The organism is Pseudomonas hygromyciniae (assembly GCF_016925675.1).
GTDB classification, from domain to species: domain Bacteria; phylum Pseudomonadota; class Gammaproteobacteria; order Pseudomonadales; family Pseudomonadaceae; genus Aquipseudomonas; species Aquipseudomonas hygromyciniae.
Map to the genome: position 1 here is coordinate 4,179,268 of NZ_CP070506.1, position 21,216 is coordinate 4,200,483.

A 21,216-nucleotide genomic window follows, 5' to 3' on the forward strand; every position below is an offset into this window, starting at 1 on the left:
TTCAATCAGCCTTATCAGCAGTGCGAGCAATAGGTTTACGACGAGAAACAGGTGAAACGTGGGCCGAACCGTTGTTCAACGCCATCATCAGTGCCGGCAACCAGCGGCCGAGCAGACCAAACAGGTCGCCCGCGCCTACCTGGCGGTTGGCGGTTTTCAGTACGCGGCCCAGGCAAGCATCGTCGTCACGGTTGGACGGCGAAGCGTTAAGCATGTCACGCAAAGACTGTTCAAACGGATCGTGCATAGGGACCTCTGGCAAGTGATTTAAAAGACGAGGGCAAAATTGGCCGGGTCACATGACCTTGCTCGCCATTCAGGTCACGTTCAGGTCAAACCCAGCGTAAACGTCGAAACAACCACCACTGCCCAAGGGCCACCGAGACCATCAACATGCAGGCAATCGCGAAGCCATAGGGGCTCTCTGAAAACGGAATCCCCCCTACGTTGATCCCCAGCAACCCGGTCAGAAAACTCATCGGCAAAAAGATCCCGGTGATGATCCCGAAGCGGTACATGGTGCGGTTCATGCGCACGCTCAAACGCCTATCCTCGGCCTCCAGCACCAGCCCCACGCGCTCCCGGCTCAATTCCAGCTCTTCCAGGTAACGGGTCAGACTGTTATTCAATTCATTCCAATAGTCGGCATCGTCATCGACGAACCAAGGCAATTTTATACGGGTCAGTTGCGCGAAAATATCGCGCTGGGGTGCCAGGAACCGCTTGAGCGCGGCGGCACGCCGACGGATCTGTAGGACACTGCCATGCTCCGGGGTATACCGTTCGTCGGTATCCAGTTTTTCTTCTTCAATATCGACGATTTCAGACAGGTCGCTGACCAGATCCTGCACTTTATGGGTCAGGTACTGCGCCATGTACAGGATCAGTTCGGAAGCAGTCCTGGGACCTTTTCCATCCGCCAACTGCACCAGCAACTCGTCGGTGGCGCGCAAGGGTCGCAGACGCAGGGAGATGACCCGCGCAGCCGAGGCGAAAATACGCACCGACACCATGTCCTCCGGCTCTGCCCCCGGGTTGAGGTTGATTCCCCGCAGAAACAGCAGCAACTCGTCGTCCGGCAACGGCAACAACCGTGGCCGGGTGTTTTCCTCCAGCAGCAGGTCGCAGGCGAACTCGCTCAGGCCGCTGGATTTGCGCAACCAGGTCTGGGTCTGGGGATGGCTGCGATCCCAATGCAGCCACAGGCTTTCCTGGGACTGCAATTGCAGGTCGTCAAGCTCAGTCCGGGCAATCGAACGCGCACCGCCTTTACCGTCCAGTACCAGGGCATGTACCAGCCCCCACTGCGCGTTTTCTTCCTCGAACATCCTCACCCCTGTCGGCTACTGCAGTTATTCAGGCATTTTCAGCGGGCTGGGCGAAACAATCACGCCATTGTTATCGGCATAGACATATTCGCCCGGGCGCAATGTCACACCGGCAAAGGTCACAGCTCCACCCACGTCGCCCACACCCTGGCGATTGCTCTTCTTCGGGTGGCTGGCCAAGGCCTGCACGCCCAGGTCGGTCTGGGCGAGGACATCCACATCCCGCACACAGCCGTAGATCACCAACCCTTCCCAGCCGTTCTTTGCGGCTCGATCAGCGATCATGTCGCCCAGCAAGGCGCAGCGCAGCGAACCACCGCCGTCGACCACCAGCACTTTGCCAGTGCCATCCAGCTCGGCCTGCTCCTTGACCCGGGAGTTGTCCTCAAAGCACTTGACGGTCACGATCTGGCCACCGAAGGAGTCCCGCCCCCCAAAGTTGGCGAACATCGGCTCCAGCACCTGTACCAGGTCCGGGTAGGCGTCACACAGGTCGGGGGTAACGTAATGGTTCATCGAAAAACTCCTGTCGGTGAAAGAAGGTGTCGAACATCCACAGCTACATCAAGAAAACGCATCGCAACGGGCATTCTTTAAGACCAGCCGCTGCAAGGGCGACAATGATCAGACTCGCCAGACTGTAACGCAATAGCCACTGCGCGACTGAATATGACCAGAATGCCCCGGTGCGTCATATCTTAGCCGCAAGCAATCTCCAGCGGAACGCCCTCTTTAGAGCCTTTTCTCAAACAGTCGCAGGCACCTGCGCCTGTGCACCCGGCAAAGGTGCCAGGGGATCTTTCAGCCAACGTTGCACCAATGGCCACACTTCGGCCTGCGCCGCCTTGCTGACCAGCATCTCGACATGCCCGAAATCACCGCTGAATCCTTGCTTGCGCCCCAAGCACAGGTATTGGCGGTGCTCGCTGCCCACTTGGTCAAACAGCTTGCGGCAGGCCCAGTCCGGATCTTGATGATCGCCCGCGGCACTCACCGCAAGAAGCGGCACATCGACCTCAGCCAAGCCTTTCCACCAGTCGCGCTCGGAATCGCCAAAACGCCCGAACAAACCGTGCCAGCGCATGCTTTCCAAGGCCAGGCCGATGGGCTCGTCTTCCGGGCCACGCTTGAGTCGCGAACCGGAAAGTTGGGCAAAGCGCTTCAAGATCAAGCGCCCACCCCACTCCACCGGCGGAATCTTCAACGGCCAGTAAGTGCGGCTGACCTGGCAGCCAAACAGCGCCACCGACGCCACCGCCGGCGCGCCCAGATACTGACCGCCCAAGGCGGCCGCCAAAGTCGTGCCACCCAACGAATGGCCGATCCAGTGCGGAATCTGCGCACTTTGCTCCCGCACAAAGGCGGCAATGGCCGGCAGGTCGTAACGAGCATAGTCGGCGACACGATTCTTGGCGTAGTCCTGGTTACGCCGGGAAAGCCCGTGGCCACGCATTTCCGGGATCCACACATCAAAACCCTGGCGCGCCAGATACGCACCCAGGCCGATGCCTTTGGGCGAATACCAAAAACGGCGATTGGAAAAGCTGCCGTGTACCAGCACCACCGGCACACCACGATTTTGCTCGACATCGGCCAGGCCCAGGCGCGTCACCGCCAGCTCTACGGTGCTGTCGGGGCTGTTGCCAGGCTTGAGGCGGTAGACATCTTCACTCAGGTCGCCACGACGCTCAGCGCTGAGCAAGGCGACGGGAAACAGGTTGCTGCTGCTTTGCATAATGTTCTTGCACAAAAAAGGGCGGCGTCCGGAAGGAGTTCCGCCCTGTACAGAATGAGAAATGCCGGCCAGCCCTACAGGCCGACCGGCAGATGGCAATTACGCCGAGGCTTCGCCTTCAGCCAGGAAGAACCAGGTTTCCAGCACGGAATCGGGGTTCAGCGAGACGCTTTCGATGCCCTGTTCCATCAGCCATTTGGCCAGGTCCGGGTGATCGGAAGGACCTTGGCCGCAGATACCGATGTACTTGCCAGCCTTGTTGCAGGCCTGGATGGCGTTGGCCAACAGCTTCTTGACCGCTGGGTTACGCTCGTCAAACAGGTGAGCAATGATCCCGGAGTCGCGATCCAGACCCAGGGTCAGTTGGGTCAGGTCGTTGGAACCGATGGAGAAACCATCGAAGAACTCCAGGAACTCCTCGGCGAGGATGGCGTTGGACGGCAGCTCGCACATCATGATCACGCGCAGGCCATTTTCGCCACGGGTCAGGCCATTTTCAGCCAGCAGATCGACCACATGGCTCGCTTCGCCCAGGGTACGTACGAACGGCACCATGATCTCGACGTTGGTCAGGCCCATCTCATTGCGCACACGTTTGAGGGCGCGGCATTCGAGCTCGAAGCAGTCACGGAACGCTTCGCTGATATAGCGCGAGGCGCCACGGAAACCCAGCATCGGGTTTTCTTCTTCCGGCTCGTAAAGCTTGCCGCCGATCAGGTTCGCATATTCGTTGGACTTGAAGTCCGACAGGCGCACGATGACTTTCTTCGGCCAGAAGGCCGCTGCCAGGGTGCTGATGCCTTCCACCAGCTTCTCGACGTAGAAGCCAACAGGGTCGTTGTAGCCGGCGATGCGCTTGTCGACGCTGTCCTTGATTTCCACCGGCAGGCCGTCGTAGTTCAACAGGGCCTTGGGGTGCACGCCGATCATACGGTTGATGATGAACTCCAGGCGAGCCAGGCCCACCCCAGCGTTCGGCAACTGCGCGAAGTCGAAGGCGCGGTCGGGGTTGCCGACGTTCATCATGATCTTGAACGGCAGGTCGGGCATGGCGTCGATGGAGTTTTGCTTGATGTCGAAGCCCAGTTCACCTTCAAAGATGAAGCCGGTATCGCCTTCGGCGCAGGATACGGTGACGCCCTGGCCATCCTTGAGCAGTTGGGTGGCGTTGCCGCAACCGACGACTGCCGGGATCCCCAGTTCACGGGCAATGATCGCCGCGTGGCAGGTACGCCCGCCACGGTTGGTGACGATGGCGCTGGCGCGCTTCATCACGGGCTCCCAATCCGGGTCGGTCATGTCGGAGACCAGCACGTCACCCGGCTGGACCTTGTCCATCTCGGACACGTCCTTGATGATCCGCACCTTGCCAGCGCCGATGCGCTGGCCGATGGCACGGCCTTCCACCAGCACGGTGCCGGTTTCTTTCAACAGGTAGCGTTCCATGACATTGGCCGAGGTGCGGCTTTTCACGGTTTCCGGACGTGCCTGGACGATGTACAGCTTGCCGTCATCGCCGTCTTTGGCCCACTCGATATCCATCGGGCACTTGTAGTGCTTCTCGATGATCATCGCCTGCTTGGCCAATTCGCTGACTTCGGCGTCGCTGAGGCAGAAGCGCGCACGCTCGGCCTTGTCGACATCAACGGTTTTCACCGAGCGACCGGCCTTGGCCTCGTCGCCGTAGATCATCTTGATGGCCTTGCTGCCCAGGTTGCGGCGCAGGATCGCCGGGCGACCAGCTTCAAGGGTGTGCTTATGCACGTAAAACTCGTCCGGGTTGACCGCGCCTTGTACGACGGTTTCGCCCAGGCCGTAGGCGCCGGTGATAAACACCACGTCACGGAAGCCCGATTCGGTATCCAGGGTGAACATCACGCCGGCGGTACCGGTTTCCGAACGTACCATGCGCTGCACGCCGGCAGACAGGGCCACCAGCTTGTGGTCAAAGCCCTGGTGTACACGGTAGGAAATGGCGCGATCGTTGAACAGCGAGGCAAATACTTCCTTCGCCGCGCGGATGACGTTTTCCACGCCACGGATGTTCAGGAAGGTTTCCTGCTGGCCGGCGAAGGAGGCGTCGGGCAAGTCTTCGGCGGTGGCCGAGGAGCGCACGGCGACGGCCATGTCCGGGTTGCCGGCCGACAGGGTGGCGAAGGCGGTGCGGATTTCTGCGTTGAGCTTCTCGGGGAACTCGGCTTCCATGATCCACTGGCGGATCTGCGCGCCGGTCTTGGCCAGAGCGTTGACATCATCCACATCCAGCGCGTCCAGGGCAGCGTGGATCTGGTCGTTGAGACCGCTCAGTTCGAGGAAGTCACGATATGCCTGGGCGGTGGTGGCGAAACCACCCGGCACCGAGACACCAGCGCCCGCAAGATTACTGATCATCTCGCCGAGGGATGCGTTCTTGCCCCCCACATGCTCTACATCATGGACGCCGAGCTTATCGAGGGAAACTACGTACTCTACCAAGGTGATCTCTCCACTAACTGTGTTGGAAAAGCTCAGGGCGCCGGTGGCTCAGTAGGAGCATTTACCGGCGTTTGTGGCCTGGACCTGGAAAATAAGTGAGAATGCGGCCCACTGTGGGACGGCAAAATCGCGCCTATCATATCCAAGATTCGTCATCAGCTTAAGGCCCAAGGCTCAAATGAAACGATCTGCTTTCTTTATCTCCGATGGCACCGGCATTACCGCCGAAACCCTGGGTCAGAGCCTGCTGGCGCAGTTCGAAAGCATTACCTTCGCCAAATTCACCCGGCCTTATATCGATAACGTGGATAAAGCGCGGGCCATGGTACAACAAATCAATCTGGCCGCCGAAAAAGACGGTGTGCGCCCGATCATTTTCGACACCATCGTCAACCAGGACATCCGTGAGATCCTCGCGACTTCCAATGGTTTCATGATCGACATCTTCTCGACCTTCCTTGCGCCCCTGGAACAGGAGCTCAGTGAGCATTCCTCATACTCCGTGGGCAAGTCCCATTCCATTGGCCACAATTCCAACTATATGGAGCGGATCGAGGCGGTGAACTTCGCCCTGGACAACGACGACGGCGCCCGCACCCACTACTACGACAAGGCCGACCTGATCCTGGTCGGCGTGTCGCGCTGCGGCAAGACCCCGACCTGCCTGTACATGGCCATGCAGTTTGGCATCCGCGCGGCCAACTACCCGCTGACCGAGGACGACATGGAACGCCTGCAACTGCCGGCGGTGCTGCGCAAACATCAGCACAAACTCTTCGGCCTAACCATCGACCCGGACCGACTCACGGCCATCCGTAACGAACGCAAGCCCAATAGCCGCTATTCGAGCTATGCCCAGTGCGAATTCGAAGTGCGGGAAGTGGAAAACCTGTTCCGCCGGGAAAACATTGCGCACATCAACTCCACGCATTTTTCGGTGGAAGAGATTTCGGCGAAAATCCTTGTAGAAAAGGGTGTTGAGCGGCGCTTCAAATAACCCGTAGCCGCTTATGTAGCGAGCGGGCTTGATTGTGGCGAGCGGGCTTGCCCCGCGCTGGGATGCGTAGCAGCCCCAATAAAGATGCCTCGGTGTGTCAGACACTGCTGCGATAGCTTGGTTTTTTGGGGTGGCTTCGCCACCCAGCGCGGGCGATGCGGCGTTCCGACAAGCCCGCTCGCCACAACAAGCCCATTTGCCACAACAAGCCCGTATGACACAAAAAAACCGTGTGCCACGACTGGGTTCACAGGTGAAACCGGTCCCCACCCTGCCCCCAGCGCCGTGGCCAGCGCATCAAACCCAGCCTTCAGCAACTGATCATCCCCCCGACGTATTGCAGATACTCGCCCGGATAAACTGCGGTACCGCGGTCTGCCCCACGGCAAAGGCTTCGGCGGTGGCGATCAGGTAATTATTCTGCTTGAGCTCTGCCTCGATTTCCGACGCACGCCAAGGCTCCGGGACTTCAATCCAGAAGTGCGGGCTGTTGGGGTGGGTTCGGTACTCCAAACCGGTCAGCAGGTCTGCGACCAACGCCTTGCGCCGGCTGATTTCATGGATCTGCTGATGCAACAGGTACTCTGCCGTGCCGTTTTCAATCCACTGCGTGGCCAGTTCCAGGGTCACTGGCGTGGCCATCCAGCAGGTTGAGCGCAGGGCGGCAGAAATACGGCTGACCAGCGCTGGTGGCGCGTGCACATATCCCACCCGCAAGCCCGCCGACACGGCCTTGCTCAGGCTGCTGATCAGAATCGTGCGTTCCGGGGCAAAATGACTCAGGGGTGGCGGACGATCTTCCACCAACACACCATGCGCCTCGTCCTCTAAAATCAGCAGGTTGTGCTCGCGACACACCTTCACCAGCGCCTCACGGCGGGCCACCGACAACACGGCGGTGGTCGGATTCTGGATGGTCGGCGTGCAATACAAGGCCGACACCCGGTGATTGCGACAGACTTCCTCCAGGGCCGCCGGCAACACGCCTTCCTCATCCATTTCCAGGCCGATCAGGCGGATGCCGAGCATCCGCGCGGCGGTAATCAGGCCCGGATAGGTCAATTGCTCGGTGACGACCGTGTCGCCCGCACGCACCAACGCCATCAACGCGCACAGCAGCCCATGCTGGCCGCCGTTGACACAGATGACCTGCTCTGGAATCGGGTGAAAGTCACGCTGCACCAACCATTGCGCACCTGCCGCGCGGTAGCGTGGCAAGCCGGCGTCCGGGGTGTAGGCACTGATGTCCTGCAGGAACTTGGCATTCTTGGCCAGGGTTTCAAAACCCTGGGCCAGGAACGTGGTCTCCTGCCCCGGGATATGCATATTGCGGCTCATATCGAAGTACTGGCGCGGCTCCTCGCTGACGTTACGAAAGCCTTCGTCGCGCTGGCGCTCCATCCCACGCTTGCGTACGAACGTTCCGTCACCTACCCGCGCCACCACCAGGCCCAGGCGCTCCAGCTCGCCGTAGGCCCGGCTGATAGTGCCGATGGTCACTCCCAGATTGTCGGAGAGCACCCGGTGAGGTGGCAGTTTGCGCCCCGGTTCAATCAAGCCTTCGAGAATGCCCCGCTCCATGACGTCGGACAGGCGCTTGTACTTCACGCCCTGCCCATTGGACAGTCCCTCTCGCATAATTGACACCATGTCAATATTTGTTTTGACAGCCATCATTCGCCCTAATAGTGTGCTTTTACGGGTTCAATCACCGGGTGAAACCTCTAATTACAAGTTCAATATAGAGTTCAATTCCGGCTCAGGGAAGCAATAAACGATGCCAATGTCCGCCGTTCTCGAAAATACCGAAAAAACCAAATCCCCCAAACAATGGCTGGCTGGCCTGATCACCAGTGTGATGTTCCTGATTGTCTGCCTGAGCTGGGGCACCACCTGGCTGGGGATCAAGATCGCGGTGGAAAGCGTGCCGCCCCTGACGTCGGCGGGGCTGCGCTTTTTGATCGCATTCCCACTGTTCCTGTGCTTTGCCTTCCTGCGTCGCGAGCCGATCCTGTTCCCCCGGGAAAGCCGCTGGTTCTTTGTATTCGTGACCCTTTGCTACTTCAGCGTGCCCTACTACCTGCTCAACTACGGCGAAATGCACGTCTCGTCCGGGCTCACCGCCCTGCTGTTCAGCTGCATGCCGGTGTTCATCCTGATCTTCTCGGCGCTGTTCCTGCGCGAGCGCATCTACTTTTCCCAGGTCGTCGGCATCGGCATCGGTTTCGGCAGCCTGTACATGATTATCCGCAGCCAGGGGCTGCACCTTGACCACGCCGAATTCTTCGGCGTACTGGCAATTCTGACCGCCGCAATCCTGCATGCCTTGTGCTATGTCATTACCAAGCAAAAAGGCAGCGCCATCAGCGTGATCACCTACAACACCCTGCCCATCGGGATTGCCGGGCTGATGCTGTTTGTCGCCGGGCTGTGGTTTGAATCGCCGACCTTCGAGGCCATCACCCTGCGGTCCTGGAGCGCCCTGTTCTACCTGGGCCTGGTGGCCTCGGTCGGCGGGTTTATCGTGTATTTCATGCTGCTCAAGCGCCTGAGCCCGATCATCCTGTCGTTCGTCTTCATTATTTTCCCGGTGTTCGCCGTGATCATCGGCGCCTGGTACGAAGGCCTGGAATTGTCCCGGGACCTGATGCTGTACTCGGCGATCCTGCTGGCCGGCTTTGCCATCACCAAGTTACCGATCGAAAAGTTGCTGGCAAAAGCCAATTGACCCTTTACCCACCACGCGAGAGAAACATGGACGTCCTCCGCCAAACCGCCCTGGAACAGATCTACGCCCACGCCAGCAGCACTTACCCCGAAGAGTGCTGCGGCTTTGTCTTCGCAGACGGCAGCGTCTACCTGGGCAGCAATATCCAGAACGAGTTGCATCGCAAGAACCCCGAGGCCTACCCCCGCAGCGCGGCCAACGGCTACACCTTCTCGGTGACCGACACGCTGCTGATGAACAAGGCCTTTCGCACCGACAACCCGGTGGTGGTGATCTACCACTCCCACCCCGATGTCGGTGCCTACTTCAGCGACGAGGATCAGGACAAGGCCCTGTACATGGGCGAACCGATCTACCCCGTCAGTTACCTGGTGGTGGATGTCCGCCAGGGCAAGGCCCTTGGGTCGAAGCTGTTTGCCTGGGATGGCACGCACTTCGCCCTCAACCCCTTCAACGACCTGCAAACGGAGTTGTACATGAACGCTGTCTCTTTCCCCGACATCCTGGTCCGCGTGGCCAAGTTGCCAGAATCGACCCTCCAGGGTGCCGGATCGACATTGCGCGAAGTCATTGAAGACACCTGTACCCGCCACCCCCAACTGCGGGCTCACCTGTTCCACGAAAACAACGGCCAGCTCAAGGAGCATTTCCTGTTCACCGCAGGGGAAGAACTGATCGGCCCCGACGAGCCACTGCCCGCAAAGGCCAGGATCGAAGTGCTGCTGGCCACCTCCGGCGGCATGGACATCGAGTCGTTGAGCAACGAGGAAGTGCAGCGCTATGTGCGCCATATCACTCTGCCCGGGGTTGGCCGCGAAGGGCAACTGAACCTGAAGAAGGCCAAGGTGCTGATCATCGGCACTGGTGGCCTGGGCTCGCCCATCAGCCTGTACCTGGCCGCCGCCGGCATTGGCACCCTGGGGCTGGTGGACTTCGACGTGGTGGAAAGCAGCAACCTGCAACGCCAGGTCGTGCACGGCAACAGCACCCTGGGCCTGCCCAAGGTCGAGTCCGCCAAGCGCCGGCTGCAGGACCTCAACGCGCATATCCAAATCAACACCTACGACACCGCACTAAACGCCGACAATGCCCTGGAACTGGTCGGTGCCTACGACCTGGTGATCGACGGCACCGACAACTTCGAGACCCGCTACCTGGTCAACGACGCCTGCGTACAGCTCGGCAAGCCGCTGGTGTATGGCGCGATCTACCGTTTCGACGGTCAGATCAGCGTGTTCAATTATCAAGGCGGGCCCTGCTACCGCTGCCTGTACCCCCACGCGCCACCCACGGAGCTGGCACCCAATTGCAGCGCCGGCGGCGTCATCGGCGTACTGCCCGGCGTAGTCGGGATGATCCAGGCTACCGAGGCCATCAAGCTGTTGATCGGCCTGGGCGAATCCTTGTCCGGCCGGTTGATGCGCTTTGATGCCCTGGCCATGAAGTTCAGTGAAATCCGTTTCAAGCGCCGCGCCGACTGCCCGTGCTGCTCCGAACTGCGTGAAGAACACCAACCCGCAGCAGCCGTGTGTGCCGATACCGTCCGCGCGCCCAGCCTGGCCGCAGAGCACTACATCAAGCCCCAGGTGCTCAAGCAGCTGTTGGAGCAGCGCAGCAGCGCCGATATCCTGCTGGATGTACGCGACGCCAGCGAGCTGGAGGTCTGCCAACTACCCGGCGTGGTGCACATCCCCCTGGCCCAGCTCGACGAGCAACTCGACAGCCTGAGCCGTGAAAACACCCATTACCTGATCTGCTATGCCGGCACCCGCGCCGAGCAAGCCGCCAGCACGTTGCTGGCCGCAGGCTTTGCCAACACCCGAGTGCTGCAAGGCGGTATGAAACACTGGGTGCGCGACGTCGAACCCGACATGCCTTTGTACTGATCACAGGCCTTGGGGGACTTATCTGATGCTGCATAACTCCATACTCGACGCCATTGGCCAGACGCCCATCGTGCGCCTGGAACAATTCTCCGAAGACCTCGGCATCGAGGTCTTCGCCAAGCTTGAATCCCTGAATCCGGGCGGCAGCCACAAGGCGCGGATCGCATTGGGGATGATCCTCGACGCCGAGCGCCGGGGCGTCCTGATTCGCGACTCGGGGCAGACCATCATCGAACCCAGCGGCGGCAACACCGGCATCGGCCTGGTCATGGCCGGCAATGTGCTGGGCTACAAAGTGGTGCTGGTGATTCCCGACAACTACAGCCCCGAAAAGCAAAAACTGCTGCGCCTGTATGGGGCCAAGGTGGTGCTCTCGGACAGCCGCCTGGGCAACAATTCCCATGGCGAAAAGTGCATGGAACTGCAGTTGGAAAACCCTAGCTTCGTCATGCTCAACCAGCAGCGCAACGGCGCCAACCCCCAGACCCATCGCGACACCACCGCCCCGGAAATCATCCGCGCCTTTGGCGAGCGCCAGGTCGATTACTTCGTCAGCGGTATCGGCACCGGGGGCCATATCACCGGTATCGGTGAAACCCTCAAGGCCACCTGGCCGCAGATCCGCGTGATGGGTGTCGAACCCGAGGAGTGCGACCTGCTCAGCGACCGCCATGCGCCGCACCATATCCAGGGCCTGTCCATCGGCCTGATCCCGAGCATTCTCAACCTGAATGTACTGGACGGCATGCTCAAGGTTTCGCGCCTCGAATGCCTGGAAATGATGAAGCGCATCATGCGTACCGATGCCATCAGCCTGGGCCTGTCGTCAGCCGCCAATATGGTGGCCATCGCCAGGCTCGCCCCGGAACTGCCCACCGACACCGTCGTCCTGACCATGGTGTACGACAGCGCCGACAGCTATCTGCCCTGTTTCGAATAACGACAATTGCGGGGGTGCCTTCCATGGGAGGCTTTATCGACATGCAACAGTTGCACGATGAGTTGCTGACCCACCTCATCAAGACCCTCTCGCCGGCGCAGATGACACAGCTGCAGCCGCACCTGGCGGCATTGATCCAACCAGCGGCGCAGGAAGTGGCCGAGGACCTGATTGCCTATGCCTGGCGTGACCCGGCGTCCAGGGGCCGGGGCGAGTTGATCCTTGAATCCTACGCCTCGTTCAAGGCCGTGCTGTACTACCGGTTGGCGCATCGGGTATGGAACCTTCCCGACCAATCCCACGGCCAGTTCTGCGCCATCGCGCTGACCTTGAGCAACCAGGGCAAGATCCTGTCCGGGGCCGAAATCCACCCGGCCGCCTGCATTGGCCGGCGCTTTGTACTGGATCATGGTTTTGGCACGGTGATCGGCGAAACCTGCGAGATCGGCAATGACTGCTACATCCTGTGTGGCGTGACCCTGGGCGCCCGGGGCATCGCCAACAACCCGGACGGCAAGCGCCACCCGCGCCTGGGCAACAACGTGGAAGTCGGCTCGGGCGCCAGGGTGCTCGGCTATGTGCTGATTGGCGACAACGTGTTTATCAGCCCTTCCTGTGTCATCACCCAGGACGTGCCTGCAGGCACCAAGGTCAAGGTGGTCAACCAGATCCAGCTACAGAAAAACGACGAATCGGACGCCAGTAACTATCTTGGCGCGTTTGCTCTCGACGAGCGTCTGCATGTGGTCGGCGAAGTCAACACCAGCCACCGGATCACGGTGCTGGATGCCGACTTCCATCCGCTGAGCGGCCTAGTGTTGGAGCCCACGGTCAAGGAACGTCACCACCTGCAATTTCGCCTGCGCACACTGCAGACACCCACTTACCCACCACGCCTGCCCCTGAACCTGAAGGTGTGCGGGCCGAAGTTCGAAGTCACCCTGCTTTCCCCGCCCGGGTTGAGCGCAATGGTGCGGCGCCTGCTGCAAACCAGCCCACTGATCGTTGGAGGTTGAACATGTCCGTGCACACAATGGAAACCCTGGCGCTGTTCGACAGCGCGCCTTACCAGAACGCCTTCAGCGCCCGGGTGATTGCCGTCAGCGAACAGGGCGTTGCCCTGGAACACACCCTGTTCTATCCCACCGGAGGCGGGCAACCGGGCGACACCGGCTATTTCACCCTGGCCGACGGCAGCCGGGTCAACGTGACCGGGACCGTGCGCGACCCGGTCCTGCGCTCGATCATCTGGCATCAAGTGGAGCATTGCCCCGAATCATTGCGAGCAGGCGTGCAGGTAGACGCCGGCCTGGACTGGGAGCGGCGCTACCAGCACATGAAGATGCACACCTGCCTGCATCTGCTGTGCGCAATCATCGACGCACCGGTGACCGGTTGCAGCATCAGCGCCGACAAAGGCCGCCTGGACTTCGACCTGCCAGAAATGACCCTGGACAAGGAAAGCATCACCCGCGACCTGAATGCCCTGATCGAACAGGCCCATGCGGTCAAGTCGCTGTCGATGCCGGCCTCCGAGTATTCAACCTTGCTGCAAATCACCCGCACCCAGGCCGTCGCACCACCGGTGATCCAGGGCGCGGTGCGGGTGATTGAAATTACCGGCATCGATATCCAGCCGTGTGGCGGCACCCACGTGGTCAACACCGAGGAAATCGGCCGGGTGTTCTGCGAGAAAATCGAGAAGAAGAGCAAGCACAACCGCAGGGTGATCCTGCGGTTTGAAACCTGAACCGGCCACCTGTAGGGGCTGGCTTGCCTGCGATATGCATAGGTATCTACACAATTTTGCGGCAACGCATAAACCCAGGCAGATAGGGCTGTTGTGGCGAGCGGGCTTGTCGGAACGCCGCATCGCCCGCGCTGGGCGGCGAAGCCGCCCTAAATCCGGCTATCGCGGTTTATCTGAAGAAACGCGGCGGGCTTATTGGGGCTGCTTCGCAGCCCAGCGCGGGCGATGCGGCGTTCCGACAAGCCCGCTCGCCACGGGGGAGTTCGTCAGTTTCTGAAAGTTGTGTAGATACTTATGCTGCGATATGAGCACCTCGGTATCGCAATCGCATCGCGGTGATGCTATCGCAGGCAAGCCAGCGCCTACAGGGATTGGGGCCTCGTGTGTCAGATGACGAACAGATCTACAAACCGGTTCACCGGCGTCGCTTCAAGCCGCGCCTGATCCTTGCACAGGGCAAAAATCTCGGCGCTGCGCTGCGCGGTGAAGCGTGTCGCCAGGTTGGCCTTGAACTTGTCTTCCAGCAACGGAATGCCATCCGCCCGGCGCCGACGATGGCCGATCGGGTATTCCACCGCAACCTGCTCGGTGCTCGAACCATCCGTGAAGAACACCTGCACCGCGTTGGCAATGGAACGCTTGTCGGCTTCCAGGTACTCGCGGCTATAGCGGGGGTCTTCGACAATGACCATCTTCTCGCGCAACTCATCAATGATCGGGTGCGCGGCATGGAACTCATCTTCGTACTGCTCGGCCACCAGGTTGCCAAACGCCAGGGGCACGGCCGTCATGTATTGCAGGCAATGGTCGCGGTCTGCCGCATTGGCCAGTTGGCCGACCTTGGAAATGATGCGAATGGCCGATTCGTGGGTGGTGATCACGATCCGCTCGATTTCATGCAGGCGCTGCTTGACCTGCGGATGCAAGGTGACGGCGGCTTCACACGCGGTCTGGGCGTGAAACTCCGCCGGAAAGCTGATCTTGAACAGCACGTTTTCCATCACATAAGTGCCATAGGGCTGGGGCAGGCTGAATGCGCGCTTGTCCTCAGGCTTGAGGGCCAGGTCCTTGTTGGTATGGCTGAACAGCACGTCGTAGAAGCCCCACTGCGGCGCGCTCAGCACACCCGGAATGCCCATTTCGCCGCGCATGGCGATATCCGCCAGGCGCACGCCACGGCTCGACGCATCCCCCGCCGCCCACGACTTGCGTGAACCGGCATTCGGCGCATGACGGTATGTACGCAGGGCCTGCCCATCGACAAACGCCTGGGACAGCGCCGCCAACAGTTGCTCGCGGTTGGCGCCCATCAACTTGGCACAGACCGCTGTGGACGCAATCTTGACCAACAGCACATGGTCAAGGCCGACGCGGTTGAAGGAGTTGTCCAGGGCAATCACCCCCTGGATTTCGTGGGCCATGATCATCGCTTCCAGCACAGCCCGCACCGTCAACGGCGCCTCGCCCTGCGCCACGCGCTTTTGCGACAGGTGATCGGCAACGGCCAGGATGCCACCGAGGTTGTCCGAAGGATGGCCCCATTCAGCGGCGAGCCAGGTGTCGTTGTAATCGAGCCAACGCACGATGCAACCGATGTCCCACGCAGCCTTGACCGGATCCAGGCGATAGGACGTGCCCGGCACCCGCGCACCGAACGGCACCACCGTGCCTTCGACAATCGGCCCCAGATGCTTGGTGCACTCTGGGAAACGCAGGGCCAGCAGTCCGCAGCCAAGGGTGTCCATCAGGCAGTTGCGGGCGGTGTCCAGGGCGTCCCGGGAATCAACGCGGTAGTTGAGGACGTAATCGGCGATGTCCTGCAAAACCTGGTCGTAGTCGGGGCGGTTGTTCTGGTCGACGTTGGCGCTCATGGCAGTACTCCAAAATAGGTGGGGTGTGTTCCTTCCTCAGGCTCAGGGTTGGTCGTTTGTGGCAGGTCTGAAGCCTGCTCTCGTACATAAATTCAGCAGCTACCGATAATCCCCAGTGGAAGCGGGTTTGTGTGGGAGCGGGCTTGCTCGCGAAAGCGGTGGATCAGTCAATACAGGTGCTGACTGAAATACCGCTTTCGCGAGCAAGCCCGCTCCCACATTGGGGCCGGTGCAGGGCTTTAGAACGCGTCGCCGGGCACGCGCACGAAGCCTTCCATCAATACTCGCGCACTGCGGCTCATGATGGCTTTTTTCACCACCCATTCGCCGTTGACCTGGCTGGCTTCGGCGCCCACACGCAGGGTGCCGGACGGATGCCCGAAGCGCACGGCATTGCGTTCTACGCCGCCCGCCGCAAGGTTGACCAAGGTTCCGGAAATCGCCGCCGCCGTGCCAATCGCCACCGCGGCGGTGCCCATCATGGCGTGGTGCAGTTTGCCCATGGACAATGCGCGCACCAGCAGATCCACATCCCCGGCCTTGATCGCCTTGCCGCTGGAGGCCTGGTAATCGGCAGGTTTGGCCACGAACGCCACCTTCGGCGTGTGCTGGCGCTGGGCTGCTTCGTCCAGGTGCTTGATCAGGCCCATGCGCAACGCGCCGTGGGCGCGCACGGTCTCGAACATGGCCAGGGCTTTGGGATCGCTATTGATCGCACCTTGCAGCTCGGTGCCGGTGTAGCCGAGGTCTTCGGCGTTGATAAAAATCGTCGGGATCCCCGCGTTGATCAGCGTCGCCTTGAACGTGCCGACACCCGGCACGTCCAGGTCGTCGATCAGGTTGCCGGTGGGGAACATCGAGCCACCGCCGCCCTCTTCTTCCGCTGCCGGATCGAGGAATTCCAGTTGCACCTCGGCCGCCGGGAAGGTCACGCCATCGAGCTCGAAGTCGCCGGTTTCCTGCACCGCGCCGTCGGTGATGGGCACATGGGCGATGATGGTCTTGCCGATATTCGCCTGCCAGACCCGCACCACGGCTACACCGTTATGGGGCACGCGGCTGGGGTCCACCAGCCCGGCGCTGATGGCGAACGAGCCGACCGCCGCCGACAGGTTGCCGCAGTTGCCGCTCCAGTCGACAAAGGGCTTGTCGATAGACACCTGGCCAAACAAGTAGTCCACGTCATGATCGGCGCGGGTGCTTTTGGCGAGGATCACCGTCTTGCTGGTGCTTGATGTGGCACCGCCCATGCCGTCGATCTGCTTGTCATAGGGATCGGGGCTGCCGATCACCCGCAACAACAAGGCATCGCGTGCCGCACCCGGGACCTGGGCCGCTGCGGGCAGGTCCTTGAGGTTGAAAAACACGCCCTTGCTGGTGCCGCCACGCATATAGGTGGCGGCGATCTTGATTTGCGCTACGTGTGTCATGGTCATCCTCTTCAGGCCGTCGCCGCCGATTCCAGGAAGTCCTGGGCAAAGCGTTGCAACACGCCGCCCGCCTCGTAGATCGACACTTCTTCGGCGGTGTCCAGGCGGCAGGTCACCGGCACTTCGACACGCTCGCCATTCTTGCGGTTGATCACCAGGGTCAACTGCGCGCGCGGGGTGCGCGCACCGATCACGTCATAGGTTTCGCTGCCATCGATCTGCAGGGTCTTGCGGTCGGTGCCCGGCAAAAACTCCAGGGGCAGCACGCCCATGCCCACCAGGTTGGTGCGGTGGATGCGCTCGAAGCCTTCGGCGGCAATCGCTTCCACACCCGCCAGGCGTACGCCCTTGGCCGCCCAGTCGCGGGACGAACCCTGGCCGTAGTCGGCCCCGGCAATGATGATCAGCGGCTGCTTGCGCTCCATGTAGGTTTCGATGGCTTCCCACATGCGTGTGACCTTGCCTTCCGGCTCGATACGCGCCAGGGAGCCCTGCTTGACCTTGCCGTTTTCCACGACCATTTCATTGAACAGTTTCGGGTTGGCAAAGGTTGCGCGCTGGGCGGTCAAGTGGTCGCCGCGATGCGTTGCATAGGAGTTGAAGTCGACTTCCGGCAAGCCCATTTTCGCCAGGTATTCGCCGGCGGCGCTGTCGAGCATGATCGCGTTGGATGGCGACAGGTGGTCGGTGGTGATGTTGTCCGGCAGCACCGCCAGCGGGCGCATGCCCTTGAGTGGACGCGCGCCGGCCAGGGCACCTTCCCAGTACGGCGGGCGGCGGATGTAGGTGCTTTGCGGGCGCCAGTCGTACAGCGGCGTGACTTTCGGGCCGGTGTCCTCGTGGATCGCGAACATCGGGATGTAGACCTGGCGGAACTGCTCCGGCTTGACCGAAGCCTTGACCACCGCGTCGATTTCTTCATCGCTCGGCCAGATGTCCTTCAGGCGGATTTCCTTGCCGGTCGCATCCAGGCCCAGCACGTCTTTTTCGATATCGAAACGGATGGTGCCCGCAATCGCGTAGGCCACCACCAGCGGTGGCGACGCCAGGAACGCTTGCTTGGCGTAAGGGTGGATGCGCCCGTCAAAGTTGCGGTTGCCCGACAACACGGCGGTGGCATACAGGTCGCGGTCGATGATTTCTTGCTGGATCACCGGGTCGAGTGCGCCGGACATGCCGTTGCAAGTGGTGCAAGCGAAGGCCACGACGCCAAAACCCAACTGCTCCAACTCGCTGGTCAGCCCGGCTTCGTCGAGGTACATGGCCACGGTTTTCGAACCCGGCGCCAGGGACGACTTGACCCACGGCTTGCGGGCCAGCCCCAGCTTGTTGGCATTGCGCGCCAGCAGGCCGGCGGCGATCACGTTGCGCGGGTTACTGGTGTTGGTGCAACTGGTGATGGCAGCGATGATCACCGCACCATCGGGCATTTGCCCCGGCACGTCTTCCCATTGCCCGGAAATGCCCTTGGCCGCCAGGTCGCTGGTGGCCACGCGGGCGTGCGGGTTGCTCGGGCCGGCCATGTTGCGCACGACGCTGGACAAATCGAAGCTCAAGCCACGCTCGTATTGCGCGCCCTTGAGGTCGTCGGCCCACAGGCCAGTGTGCCGGGCGTACTGCTCGACCAGGGCGACTTGTTCATCTTCACGCCCGGTGAGCTTGAGGTAGGCAATGGTTTGCGCGTCGATGTAGAACATCGCCGCCGTAGCGCCATATTCCGGGGCCATGTTGGAGATGGTCGCTCGGTCGCCCAGGGTCAGGGCCGAAGCGCCTTCGCCGAAGAACTCCAGCCAGGCACCGACGACTTTCTGCTGGCGCAGGAACTCGGTCAGCGCCAGCACCATGTCGGTGGCGGTGATGCCGGGTTGCAGCTTGCCCGTCAGCTCGACGCCAACACTTTCCGGCAAGCGCATCCACGACGCGCGGCCGAGCATCACGCTCTCGGCTTCCAGGCCGCCGACGCCGATGGCGATCACGCCCAGGGCGTCCACGTGGGGGGTATGGCTGTCGGTGCCGACGCAGGTATCCGGGAAGGCCACGCCGTCACGCACCTGGATCACCGGGGACATTTTCTCCAGGTTGATCTGGTGCATGATGCCGTTGCCAGGCGGGATCACGTCGACGTTTTTGAAGGCCTTCTTGGTCCACTCGATAAAGTGGAAACGGTCTTCGTTGCGGCGGTCTTCGATGGCGCGGTTTTTCTCGAAGGCGTCCGGGTCAGAACCACCGGCCTCGACGGCCAGGGAGTGGTCGACGATCAGTTGGGTCGGCACCACCGGGTTGACCTGGGCCGGGTCGCCGCCTTGCAGGGCGATGGCGTCACGCAGGCCGGCAAGGTCCACCAGAGCGGTCTGGCCAAGAATGTCATGGCACACCACACGCGCCGGAAACCATGGGAAGTCGAGGTCGCGCTTGCGCTCGATCAGTTGGCTCAGGGAAGCATTGAGGGTCGCCGGGTCGCAACGGCGCACCAGGTTCTCGGCGAGCACACGGGAGGTGTAGGGCAAGGTGGCGTAGGCACCGGGAGTGATTGCCTCGACAGCCGCACGGGCGTCGAAGTAATCCAGGCGGCTGCCGGGGAGCGATTTGCGAAATTCAGTGTTCATCGTCAGGACTCGGTCACGGTAGTTACAAAAGGAAGACCTGCGCCGCCCCAGAACGGGTATGAGGTCCAAATGTGGGAGCGGGCTTGCTCGCGAATGCGGTGTGTCATTCAACACATTCAGTGACTGTTGCCCCGCATTCGCGAGCAAGCCCGCTCCCACATTTTTGACTCGGTTACCCATTCGGGGCTGACGGCCTCCTCACTCAGCGACGTTCGATTGGCACGAACTTGCGCTGCTCGACGCCGGTGTACTCGGCGCTTGGACGGATGATGCGGTTGTTGGCGCGCTGCTCGAACACATGCGCGGCCCAGCCGGTAAGGCGCGAGCACACGAAGATCGGGGTGAACAGCTTGGTCGGGATGCCCATGAAGTGGTACGCCGAGGCATGGTAGAAGTCGGCGTTGGGGAACAGTTTCTTCTGTTCCCACATGGTCTTGTCGATCGCCTCGGAGACCGGGAACAGCACCTTGTCGCCCACTTCATCAGCGAGTTTTTTCGACCAGCCCTTGATCACTTCATTACGCGGGTCATTGTCTTTATAGATCGCGTGGCCAAAGCCCATGATCTTGTCCTTGCGCTCCAGCATGCCGAGGGTGCCTTTGACGGCTTCTTCGGCCGAAGAGAAACGCTCGATCATTTCCATCGCCGCTTCGTTGGCGCCGCCATGCAGCGGGCCGCGCAGCGAGCCAATGGCGGCGGTAACGCAGGAATACAGGTCGGACAGGGTCGAAGCACACACGCGAGCGGTGAAGGTCGAGGCGTTGAATTCGTGCTCGGCGTAGAGGATCAGCGACACGTTCATGACTTTTTCATGCAGCTCGCTTGGCTTCTCGCCGTGCAGCAGGTGCAGGAAATGCCCGCCGATGCTCGGCTCGTCGGTCACGCAGTCGATGCGCTTGCCGTCATGGCTGAAGCGGTACCAGTAGCACATGATCGCCGGGAACGCGGCCAGCAGGCGGTCAGTGACATCGCGCTGCACGCTGAAGTCTTTTTCCGGCTCGATATTGCCCAGGAACGAGCAACCGGTACGCATTACGTCCATCGGGTGGGCGTCGGCAGGAATGCGCTCCAGCACTTCTTTAAGCGCTTGGGGCAGGTCGCGCAGCTTGCCCAGCTTGGCGGTGTAGGCCGCGAGTTCGGCTTTGCTTGGCAACTCGCCGTACAGCAACAGATAGGCAACTTCTTCGAACTGCGCATCGGCGGCCAGTTCGCGCACATCGTAGCCGCGATAGGTCAGGCCGGCACCGGCCTGGCCCACGGTGGACAGTGCGGTCTGCCCGGCCACCTGGCCACGCAGGCCGGCGCCGCTCAGTACTTTTGCTTCAGCCATGGTTCTTCTCCACTCTTATATTTATCAAGACGACCACTGCCCCCTGTAGGAGCGGGCTTGCCCGCGAAAAACGCCAGGGCACCGTGTTTAATCAGGTTGGCCGCGTTATCGTTGACGATTTTCGCGGGCAAGCCCGCTCC

16 protein-coding genes and 1 pseudogene are annotated in these 21,216 nt (G+C 61.1%); 6 read left to right on the plus strand and 11 right to left on the minus strand.

The genetic code is table 11. The annotated features are described in order from the left end of the window. Nucleotide 1: 1 nt before the first annotated feature. The 5 genes from JTY93_RS18530 to ppsA all read right to left on the minus strand — a co-directional run bounded on the left by JTY93_RS18530 (nt 2) and on the right by ppsA (nt 5,538). A complete protein-coding gene (locus JTY93_RS18530) occupies nt 2-247 on the minus strand; it encodes a hypothetical protein (RefSeq protein WP_029298275.1) in 246 nt (81 codons plus the stop codon). 85 nt (nt 248-332) lie between these two features. Next, entirely contained in the window at nt 333-1,328 is a 996-nt protein-coding gene (gene cmaX / locus JTY93_RS18535) for a divalent cation transporter CmaX (RefSeq protein ID WP_205476769.1), read from the minus strand. 24 nt (nt 1,329-1,352) lie between these two features. Then, nucleotides 1,353-1,844 (minus strand): ribonuclease E activity regulator RraA, encoded by a 492-nt coding sequence (gene rraA, locus JTY93_RS18540; protein ID WP_205476768.1) that lies wholly within the window; start codon nt 1,842-1,844, stop codon nt 1,353-1,355. A gap of 229 nt (nt 1,845-2,073) precedes the next feature. Continuing rightward, nucleotides 2,074-3,063 carry an alpha/beta fold hydrolase gene (locus JTY93_RS18545; RefSeq protein ID WP_205476767.1) on the minus strand — a complete coding sequence of 330 codons (990 nt, stop codon included), beginning with the start codon at nt 3,061-3,063 and terminating at the stop codon, nt 2,074-2,076. A gap of 99 nt (nt 3,064-3,162) precedes the next feature. Further along, nucleotides 3,163-5,538 (minus strand): phosphoenolpyruvate synthase, encoded by a 2,376-nt coding sequence (gene ppsA / locus JTY93_RS18550; RefSeq protein ID WP_205476766.1) that lies wholly within the window; start codon nt 5,536-5,538, stop codon nt 3,163-3,165. A 178-nt stretch (nt 5,539-5,716) separates the two neighbouring features. Here ppsA and ppsR point away from each other — a divergent pair, with 178 nt between their 5' ends. Beyond that, nucleotides 5,717-6,535 (plus strand): posphoenolpyruvate synthetase regulatory kinase/phosphorylase PpsR, encoded by an 819-nt coding sequence (gene ppsR, locus JTY93_RS18555; RefSeq protein ID WP_029298286.1) that lies wholly within the window; start codon nt 5,717-5,719, stop codon nt 6,533-6,535. Between the two features lie 247 nt (nt 6,536-6,782). On the opposite strand, the pseudogene JTY93_RS18560 reads toward ppsR, so the two are convergent. Beyond that, a pseudogene (locus tag JTY93_RS18560) lies at nt 6,783-8,209 on the minus strand (aminotransferase-like domain-containing protein). Between the two features lie 160 nt (nt 8,210-8,369). Here JTY93_RS18560 and JTY93_RS18565 point away from each other — a divergent pair. The 5 genes from JTY93_RS18565 to JTY93_RS18585 are packed head-to-tail and all read left to right on the plus strand — an operon-like array spanning nt 8,370 to nt 13,839. Beyond that, nucleotides 8,370-9,263 carry a DMT family transporter gene (locus JTY93_RS18565; protein WP_166647876.1) on the plus strand — a complete coding sequence of 298 codons (894 nt, stop codon included), beginning with the start codon at nt 8,370-8,372 and terminating at the stop codon, nt 9,261-9,263. A gap of 26 nt (nt 9,264-9,289) precedes the next feature. Further along, nucleotides 9,290-11,149, plus strand: a complete 1,860-nt coding sequence (gene moeB, locus JTY93_RS18570; protein WP_205476765.1) for a molybdopterin-synthase adenylyltransferase MoeB — start codon at nt 9,290-9,292, stop codon at nt 11,147-11,149. Between the two features lie 25 nt (nt 11,150-11,174). Beyond that, on the plus strand, nt 11,175-12,089 hold the full coding sequence (locus JTY93_RS18575; protein WP_205476764.1) for a PLP-dependent cysteine synthase family protein: 915 nt from the start codon (nt 11,175-11,177) through the stop codon (nt 12,087-12,089). 23 nt (nt 12,090-12,112) lie between these two features. Next, nucleotides 12,113-13,105 (plus strand): serine O-acetyltransferase, encoded by a 993-nt coding sequence (locus tag JTY93_RS18580; protein ID WP_205476763.1) that lies wholly within the window; start codon nt 12,113-12,115, stop codon nt 13,103-13,105. A 2-nt stretch (nt 13,106-13,107) separates the two neighbouring features. After that, a complete protein-coding gene (locus JTY93_RS18585; RefSeq protein WP_205476762.1) occupies nt 13,108-13,839 on the plus strand; it encodes an alanyl-tRNA editing protein in 732 nt (243 codons plus the stop codon). A gap of 386 nt (nt 13,840-14,225) precedes the next feature. On the opposite strand, the gene prpD is transcribed toward JTY93_RS18585, so the two are convergent. The 5 genes from prpD to JTY93_RS18610 all read right to left on the minus strand — a co-directional run bounded on the left by prpD (nt 14,226) and on the right by JTY93_RS18610 (nt 21,207). Next, complete coding sequence (gene prpD / locus JTY93_RS18590; RefSeq protein WP_205480942.1) at nt 14,226-15,710, minus strand: 2-methylcitrate dehydratase; 1,485 nt, start codon at nt 15,708-15,710, stop codon at nt 14,226-14,228. A 239-nt stretch (nt 15,711-15,949) separates the two neighbouring features. After that, a complete protein-coding gene (gene prpF / locus JTY93_RS18595; RefSeq protein WP_205479875.1) occupies nt 15,950-17,140 on the minus strand; it encodes a 2-methylaconitate cis-trans isomerase PrpF in 1,191 nt (396 codons plus the stop codon). 11 nt (nt 17,141-17,151) lie between these two features. Further along, complete coding sequence (gene acnD / locus JTY93_RS18600) at nt 17,152-19,746, minus strand: Fe/S-dependent 2-methylisocitrate dehydratase AcnD (protein ID WP_205479873.1); 2,595 nt, start codon at nt 19,744-19,746, stop codon at nt 17,152-17,154. Between the two features lie 202 nt (nt 19,747-19,948). Beyond that, on the minus strand, nt 19,949-21,076 hold the full coding sequence (prpC, locus tag JTY93_RS18605; protein WP_205479870.1) for a bifunctional 2-methylcitrate synthase/citrate synthase: 1,128 nt from the start codon (nt 21,074-21,076) through the stop codon (nt 19,949-19,951). Next, nucleotides 21,055-21,207, minus strand: coding sequence for a hypothetical protein (locus JTY93_RS18610; RefSeq protein WP_169992292.1), 153 nt, complete (start codon nt 21,205-21,207; stop codon nt 21,055-21,057). The genes prpC and JTY93_RS18610 overlap by 22 nt, the downstream gene beginning before the upstream one ends. Nucleotides 21,208-21,216: the final 9 nt, after the last annotated feature.

Bases quoted from the DNA above. Each gene is read 5' to 3' on its own strand.
- JTY93_RS18530 (WP_029298275.1), bottom strand. From the start codon at position 247: ATGCACGATCCGTTTGAACAGTCTTTGCGTGACATGCTTAACGCTTCG.
- cmaX (WP_205476769.1), bottom strand. From the start codon at position 1,328: ATGTTCGAGGAAGAAAACGCGCAGTGGGGGCTGGTACATGCCCTGGTA.
- rraA (WP_205476768.1), bottom strand. From the start codon at position 1,844: ATGAACCATTACGTTACCCCCGACCTGTGTGACGCCTACCCGGACCTG.
- JTY93_RS18545 (WP_205476767.1), bottom strand. From the start codon at position 3,063: ATGCAAAGCAGCAGCAACCTGTTTCCCGTCGCCTTGCTCAGCGCTGAG.
- ppsR (WP_029298286.1), top strand. From the start codon at position 5,717: ATGAAACGATCTGCTTTCTTTATCTCCGATGGCACCGGCATTACCGCC.
- moeB (WP_205476765.1), top strand. From the start codon at position 9,290: ATGGACGTCCTCCGCCAAACCGCCCTGGAACAGATCTACGCCCACGCC.
- JTY93_RS18575 (WP_205476764.1), top strand. From the start codon at position 11,175: ATGCTGCATAACTCCATACTCGACGCCATTGGCCAGACGCCCATCGTG.
- JTY93_RS18580 (WP_205476763.1), top strand. From the start codon at position 12,113: ATGGGAGGCTTTATCGACATGCAACAGTTGCACGATGAGTTGCTGACC.
- JTY93_RS18585 (WP_205476762.1), top strand. From the start codon at position 13,108: ATGTCCGTGCACACAATGGAAACCCTGGCGCTGTTCGACAGCGCGCCT.
- prpD (WP_205480942.1), bottom strand. From the start codon at position 15,710: ATGAGCGCCAACGTCGACCAGAACAACCGCCCCGACTACGACCAGGTT.
- prpF (WP_205479875.1), bottom strand. From the start codon at position 17,140: ATGACACACGTAGCGCAAATCAAGATCGCCGCCACCTATATGCGTGGC.
- acnD (WP_205479873.1), bottom strand. From the start codon at position 19,746: ATGAACACTGAATTTCGCAAATCGCTCCCCGGCAGCCGCCTGGATTAC.
- prpC (WP_205479870.1), bottom strand. From the start codon at position 21,076: ATGGCTGAAGCAAAAGTACTGAGCGGCGCCGGCCTGCGTGGCCAGGTG.